Below are 6567 nucleotides of genomic sequence, written 5' to 3'. Positions count from 1 at the left end.
CGCTCCAGCTTGCGCCAGCGGCTGACGCTCGCCGCGCTCACACCGAACCGCTCGCCGGCCTGGCGGTGCGTCAAACCCCGTGCGACCGCAGCCAGCACCCGAACCCGAAGATCGACAGACAGAGCTTTCGACATCCCCGCCGGCCTCCGACCCGGCAGGCAGTCTGAATCAGCTCTAGGCTGATTTGGGAATCCCAAATGATTCAATCAGATCGAAACCCCCTCTAGAGCATTTTCGGTTTAATAGGTTCATATCCTGCGGCTATGACGAAGTTCGCGCATTCGGCTGGGTTGAAGCGTTCGAGGGTCGAACCGATGGCGTTCCAAAGGGCTGGGATGGTTCACTCCGCCTGGCGTCACAGGAAATCATCATGCCTCGCTCAATTTTTCGACGCTTCGCTGAAAACGAATCCGGTGCGACCACCATCGAATACGGCCTGATCGCTTCTGATCGCCGTCGCCGCTATTACGGCGATGACTTCGGTCGACACGAAACTGACCTCGACCTTCACAGCCGTGGGGGCAAAGCTGAATTAGTCCGGCTAGGGGACGCCTCACCGCCGCCTCACATCTCCGCACGCGCCTTCTTGATTTCCGCTCTGATCTGCTTGGACAGCACCCCGCCCTCGATCTGCCTGGCGTCATAGCCCTCGGCCTTCAAGGCATTTCGGACATCAGCAACAGACTGGCATCTGCCCGACTTGGCCATCTCAAACGCACGTTCCAGGGAGCTTTTAGTGTGATCCATGGCGCGAGGCATACATCAGCGCGGCCGACCTGACGACCGCTGCCTGCGTCGAATTTTGCAGGCAGAACGGCCTACTCCCAGCCAGTCGCGTCGTCGTGGCGTGCGTCCCACTTTTCGACTGCCTCGATCAAGCCGATCAGCTCGGCCTCGTCGATCGACCCAACTGGCGGCGCGCCGAGTTCGGCGATGCGCTGCGTCGCCCTTTCATAATCCTCCTCGCATCGAACGATGGCCTTGCGGCCTTGCAAAGCTTCGGGGCCGGCAGATTGAAACAGCGACGACATCGAACGCTACTCCTTCACCGCCGGATGATTCCGGGTCTCGTAGTCCACCATGGCCGCGCTGATTTCGAAAAACTCGTCTTGGTCAGAGCCCTCGGCAGGAGTGGCGCCCAATTCCGCAAGCCGCTTTATCGCGGCCTCATAAGCTTCGTGAGATTCGATTGTCATTGCCGCCCTCCTGGCATTTCGAAGAGCCAACGACGGGGATGGCAAAATGATCCGCCCGATAATATCGCCTGACCAATGGCTGGCATCGGAACCTTCGAAACTCTCGAAAGGTTCATGCTCGGTTACAGCGTTGGGTGGTGTCATGGGTCAACTAAATGAAATTGGGCAGCGTACGTCGCGGCGCGGTGCAGTCGAGCAAGACGCTGTTCCATTCGAGGTCCGCCGAGAGGCCTGCCAAGACGAGAATGGTAACCGCTACACCGTCATTGTCTGGCAGCATGGGGTCGTCGCGCCGTGGACGAGCTATACACTCGCCGATGGATCTCCGGTTCACTACGAAGACGAGTGCTGGTTTGACGTGCCCGGCACTGGCAAGATGCTAACCCGCTGCAAAGATTGATGCGCTATTTTTGGCGCATTTGGCTGGCTTTGGTGGCAGCGAGCATCATCGTTATGGTCGGCGCGATTATGCTGACGTCATAACGCTAGCGTCGGCATCTTTGCTTGCTTGGACATGGCGCCCGCCAGCAACATCGCCTAGAGCCTTCGCAGGAAAGCGATACCGTTTTTCTCGCAAGCCGCCTCGATCGATGTTTGGAACGATCACGATGAATTCTCGATCGCGGGACGCACTGATCGGATCGTTCACCGTTGCGCTTACCGCGTCCCTGCTCGGGTTTCTGTTTTGGTTCAGCAGCGGGCGTGCTGTCGAAAAGGCCGAGGTTCAAATCATCTTCAAGGACAAGGTGTCCGGCTTGGGGCGAGGCTCCAGCGTTCTTTTCAATGGTCTGATCGTCGGCGAAGTGACAAGCATCGAGCTCCGATCCGATGATCCGGGCCAAATCTATGCCGTCGTCAAAGTCGACCCTGCCACGCCGCTGCACACTGATACCCGCGCACGCATCGAGGCGCAGGGGTTCGCCGGGGTGGTTGCAGTTCAGCTTCTTGGTGGAGAACCGGGCACTCCAGCCCTTACCGCGAAATCCGGTCAGTTGCTTCCAACGATATTCGCTGAGCCTTCCGAGAGTATCCTCGAAACCGTCCGGACGGTTGCCAAGCGAGCGGACGAGGCGATTGACGGCTTGGAGGCCCTGATACAGCAAAACGGTGCCACGATAACCGCAACCATCAAGCGCGCCGAGGAATTTTCGGAAGGGCTAGCTGCCGGCTCGGATGGCGTTGCGCATCTGATGCAGAGCGTTGGTTCGGTCGCCGACTTCATCGCCCCGCTGACGGAACGCGTCAGTGCATTTACCGAGCAACTGAGCGAGAAGGCGCGCTTGATCGATCGGGTGAAGGTCACTGCCTTGATCGACAGCGCTCAAGGAATCAGCGTGGCGTTGGGCAGTGAGGCTGTCACCGAGGCCGTGAAGAACGTCACCTCGACTGCCGACAAGCTCAACCGGGCGGCAGATATGGCGGAGGGCGTCCTGATCGGTGCCCAGGCCTTCCTGAACAAGGCTGCCGGGCAGGACGGCCGCAGCGCCTTTGACGATGTCAGCGATGCCGCGAAGTCACTTCGCGTTCTAGCGGACAACCTCGATAAACAGACATCAGAGTTTGCCGTTGAAATTAACCGGTTCACGAGTGAGGGGCCGCGCAGCATTCAAAGCCTAACGACAAACGGGCAGCGAATTCTCACGGACATCAGCCGGGCCTTGCGCGACGTTGAACGCAACCCGCAAAACTTGATTTTCGGGAGCAAGAAAAGCGTCCCTCAATACAATGGATCTCGATAGCGACAGGCGAGCTTATCGCTCACTCTTGGCGCGGCCAATCTCAGGGCCTTCGCCCTTCGCCCGCGCAGCACGGCGCGTGTGAGACAGCTTGTGCTCGGCTCATAGCCGGCAGGCCGTCTGACGACGACCATTGGCCGCAAACGTGTCACGGCTCCCGCTCAGCGCTTTCCGCGATCTCAGCCTCAATCGTCAGCATCTTGGCGAGCCGTAGGATTTTTGTCCGCGAGCGAGGTGGCAGGTTCCGAAAAAAGGTGACCACTTCGACCGTCTCGTCAACAGTTTCGTCGCGATCATTCGATACTGACCGCTTTGTCTTTTTCGTCATGATCTCGGTGTGGAGCATCGGCGTCCATCCAGATTGAACGATTGAACCGGATTGGCTACGCAGCTGCCTTCAATTGGTCCTGCCTTAGCCGAATTGATCCTCCTTAGTCATACGCGTGCGAACGGAACTTGCGAAAGTGGGCCGGCCGCGAAGGACCGGCCCCATTGCCGCCAACAAAAGTGGCTGCGCAAGCAGCCAGACTTTTACGCTCCGTCTGTCTCCGACCATGAAGCCGCAGTCTCGTAGCCTCCTGCAATAAGGCGTATTCGCCCCGCAGCCGCACAACTGCGGGCTGAGCTCGCGAACGATGGAGAACATGATGCGTTTCGACAGAAAAGAATGCGTCCTGCTAGCGCTGGGCTGCCCGCCCAGGTCGACAATGATGCTGTCGCCGCTGGCGGCGGCCGTCTTCAAGGCGAAGGACCCCAACTGCGGCACAAGGCCGGCACCGACCTCTTCATGGCCGCATCGGAGCATGGCACGCCGCCAGCGCCGGGCGCTACCGCGCAAAAGCGCTGATGGCGCTGACTTTCCCAATCACCTCGTAGTCCGGCGCCCCCAGCGGAGCGCCGGTTTTTTCCGTTGTTAGCTTGACCCAGCCCGGCAGATTGGGAGCCTGCTAACGATTAGACTGTGCGGGTGCGGCAGGCTTCAGTTCTTGGGCGCCTGCTGTGAGCCGCGCTTATTCGGGCGCGCCGGATCGAGCGTTGGATTTCTGGAGTCGGCACCGCTGCGGTCTGAGAGAATGCCCGAATTGGGCGTGGCGGTCGGGCTTTGGCCTTGGGAGCCCCGCTGATTGGGGCGGGCGGGATCGTTGGACGGCGAGATGGCTTGCGCAGACGCCCCGGTCACGGAAGCCAAAGCCAGCAGACCGGCAATCACAGTGGTTCGCAGAAGAGTCATGGTGTCATCCTGGGTTGTAGGGGGGTGAGGCCCCAACCTCCCGTTCGGATTGCGGTTCCGCGACTGTCCAGTCTCGACAATAGCGAATGCCCTTGCCGCTTCGAGCGCTGTTTCAACATCAATAAGGACCACGGCCCGTCAGCGATCTAAAGCGGCAATGGGTGCGTCATGCGTTTTCGCCTTCCAGCCGCGAGACTTGTGACAGTCCAACCAGACACATTCCGTTCGCTTGACGGGCCATCTGACAACCGTAAGGGCAATTCAGCCGAGCATAACCATGCCCTGGAGGCGCCAGCGCCTATGCGAGAGAGAATCGCCGCAGGCGCACGGCGGGCCGCTGCGGTGCGCCAAACTGGCGCGTGAACCAACGCACCCATTTCGCGTTGGGCATTGCAGAAAGGAGCCTGCATGACCAACCATCTATACCAGCTCATTTATTCATCGACATTTCAGGCCGGGCGCATCGATAGTACGATCCAGGCGCTGCGCGATATTGTCCAGGCCTCGATCCGAAACAACGCCCATGTGGATGTTACTGGATTTCTGATTTTCGACGGTAATACCTTCCTGCAGATATTGGAGGGCAAGCGGGCCGATGTGTTAGCAACCTATGAGCGGATCGCGCGCGATGGGCGGCATCGCGGCACAAGGACGCTCTTCTCTCGGAACGTCGAGAAACGCGATTTTTCAGCATGGAGAATGGGTGGCGTGCTCCGAACCGATCCCGTTCCGGCATTTTCCGAAGCAGACCAAGCAGTTGCGTTTGCCAAACGATCAATGTCGGTTGACACGCCGATCCGGTGAACTCGTGACCGTACAAGCTGTATCTCGCGTCGCGCGGCGTCAACGCGATGCGTACGCTCGCGGCTCGTCAGGCACGTTGAGAACAGTCCGATACGGCGATGTGAGCTTCGGCCCGTCCTCAACCGCACCTGACCCATTTTTTACGCTCTGGTAGGTTCTGCGCCCTATGCTTGTCTTGTGAAAAGCCAAGGCCAGTAGCTGCAATGCCGATTTGCCTATTCTCGTCGCAGACCCGAGCTGCGCTACCATTCGAGCAGCGGTTTGATTGATGTGCAGATTTCTTTACTAATCGACTTACTTGTACCAAGTTGTCTTGCTGCTGTAGTCGCGCTCGTTATTTCGCTTGCCTCTGTGATCAAACGAGCCCGCGCATCTCAAAACAACCTCCTTTTTGCATTGAAGGAGTTTGGTGCGGGCCGAGATGTAGATCCTTCCTCTCAACCCGATAATTGGTCCAAAATTCACGCCATCTTGCTGGATCACCAGAGGGTCAATCGGGACGATCGGGCAAAGCCCCCAACGTCTGAGAGCAGTCGCAATCGGGATGCGGTTTTCGTTGACATGAAGTCGCGCTTCGCTGCCGTTAGCGGCGAAATAGCCAATTGCACGGCGACAACTCGCATTGCCACGACAGAACTCACCTATGTTGCATCGGAGACGCGTGACGGCCTGAATATGCTGCAGCAGAATTCGGGACGCGCCGAATCGTCAGCGGCCAGCGTTGCGACTGCCCAAGACAAGATGGCTTCAGCAAGTGAAGCCTTGGCCCAGCGGCTGAGATCGACATTTGATATGGTCGTCCGAGCCGACAAAATCGCGCGTAACACGACCGATTTAGTTGAGCATCTTGATGCCGGCGCGACTAGAATTGGCGAGGTGGTAAACCTCATCCGATCAATCGCTGGGCAAACGAACCTTCTGGCGCTAAATGCCACTATCGAGGCCGCCCGTGCTGGCGAAGCAGGCATAGGTTTTGCGGTCGTTGCCGCCGAAGTCAAATGCCTGGCAGCCAGGAGCGCGCAGGCGGCGTTAGAGATTGCTGATCAGGTCAAGCATATCCAGTCCACGTCAACCCGCTCCGCCGAGGCCATTCGCTTGATTTCGGAGAGCGTTGGGGAGGCCGAATTGCATGCCTGTGAAATGTCCACTGCCCTTGATGTGCAAGAGAAGGCCGTTGGTAAAGTAGCAAGTGCAGCGGTGGAATCGCTTCAGCATTCCAGCGAGGTCTTGCAGGGTGCCGCACATATCCATGTGCAAGTGTCTGCCACTGAGCAAATCGCCGGGATTCTTGACTCGACGTCTCAAAAATTCGGACTTGCCTCTGTAGAATTTGACGTAGCCTTTTCCGATTTGGTGCGCCGTTTGTCCGCCTAGGCGTATATTGAACCCGCTTTGGCGAAGCATTCTAGGCCTCGTGGACAAAGCTTGACCTGAGACTCGCGGATTGATTCAAGGCTTCTTTTTGGAGGAACCCTTGGGCGATCGGATTGGTCTGACGGATGAGGAATGGGCGCTGATTGGGCCTTTGCTGCCGGCCGAGCACGGGCGCGGTTGCCGACCGGCGCAGGACAACCGCCGCTACTTTGAGGGCATGATGTGG

The 6567-nt window shown here is 58.4% G+C and carries 9 protein-coding genes; 3 read left to right on the top strand and 6 right to left on the bottom strand.

All coding sequences use genetic code 11. The features are described from left to right. The 4 genes from AC1DZY_RS26295 to AC1DZY_RS26280 form a co-directional block, all read right to left on the bottom strand. A partial coding sequence (locus tag AC1DZY_RS26295; protein ID WP_476823104.1) for a helix-turn-helix domain-containing protein occupies positions 1 to 134 on the bottom strand: 134 nt, incomplete at its 3' end. Positions 135 to 564: 430 nt separating this feature from the next. Further along, the gene (locus AC1DZY_RS26290; protein WP_476823102.1) at positions 565 to 708 is read right to left on the bottom strand and encodes a hypothetical protein; all 144 of its coding nucleotides are present in this window, start codon (positions 706 to 708) and stop codon (positions 565 to 567) included. A 110-nt stretch (positions 709 to 818) separates the two neighbouring features. Then, the gene (locus tag AC1DZY_RS26285; RefSeq protein ID WP_476823101.1) at positions 819 to 1031 is read right to left on the bottom strand and encodes a hypothetical protein; all 213 of its coding nucleotides are present in this window, start codon (positions 1029 to 1031) and stop codon (positions 819 to 821) included. Positions 1032 to 1037: 6 nt separating this feature from the next. Then, a complete protein-coding gene (locus AC1DZY_RS26280; protein WP_476823100.1) occupies positions 1038 to 1196 on the bottom strand; it encodes a hypothetical protein in 159 nt (52 codons plus the stop codon). 608 nt (positions 1197 to 1804) lie between these two features. Between AC1DZY_RS26280 and AC1DZY_RS26275 the strand changes: the two genes are divergently transcribed. Continuing rightward, positions 1805 to 2935: an MlaD family protein gene (locus AC1DZY_RS26275; RefSeq protein ID WP_476823099.1), complete on the top strand. Its 1131-nt coding sequence runs from the start codon at positions 1805 to 1807 to the stop codon at positions 2933 to 2935. A 145-nt stretch (positions 2936 to 3080) separates the two neighbouring features. Here AC1DZY_RS26275 and AC1DZY_RS26270 read toward each other — a convergent pair whose 3' ends face one another. Together AC1DZY_RS26270 and AC1DZY_RS26265 are read right to left on the bottom strand one after the other, a co-directional pair. Further along, a complete protein-coding gene (locus AC1DZY_RS26270; protein ID WP_476823098.1) occupies positions 3081 to 3278 on the bottom strand; it encodes a hypothetical protein in 198 nt (65 codons plus the stop codon). Positions 3279 to 3911: 633 nt separating this feature from the next. Further along, positions 3912 to 4163 carry a hypothetical protein gene (locus AC1DZY_RS26265; RefSeq protein WP_476823097.1) on the bottom strand — a complete coding sequence of 84 codons (252 nt, stop codon included), beginning with the start codon at positions 4161 to 4163 and terminating at the stop codon, positions 3912 to 3914. A 408-nt stretch (positions 4164 to 4571) separates the two neighbouring features. Between AC1DZY_RS26265 and AC1DZY_RS26260 the strand changes: the two genes are divergently transcribed. Further along, positions 4572 to 4967, top strand: coding sequence for a BLUF domain-containing protein (locus tag AC1DZY_RS26260; RefSeq protein ID WP_476823096.1), 396 nt, complete (start codon positions 4572 to 4574; stop codon positions 4965 to 4967). Between the two features lie 270 nt (positions 4968 to 5237). Next, a complete protein-coding gene (locus AC1DZY_RS26255; RefSeq protein ID WP_476823103.1) occupies positions 5238 to 6341 on the top strand; it encodes a methyl-accepting chemotaxis protein in 1104 nt (367 codons plus the stop codon). Positions 6342 to 6567 lie beyond the last annotated feature (226 nt).

It is taken from the genome of Allobosea sp. P2_A10, assembly GCF_056405115.1.
This window is presented reverse-complemented; position numbering and strand designations above follow the sequence as displayed.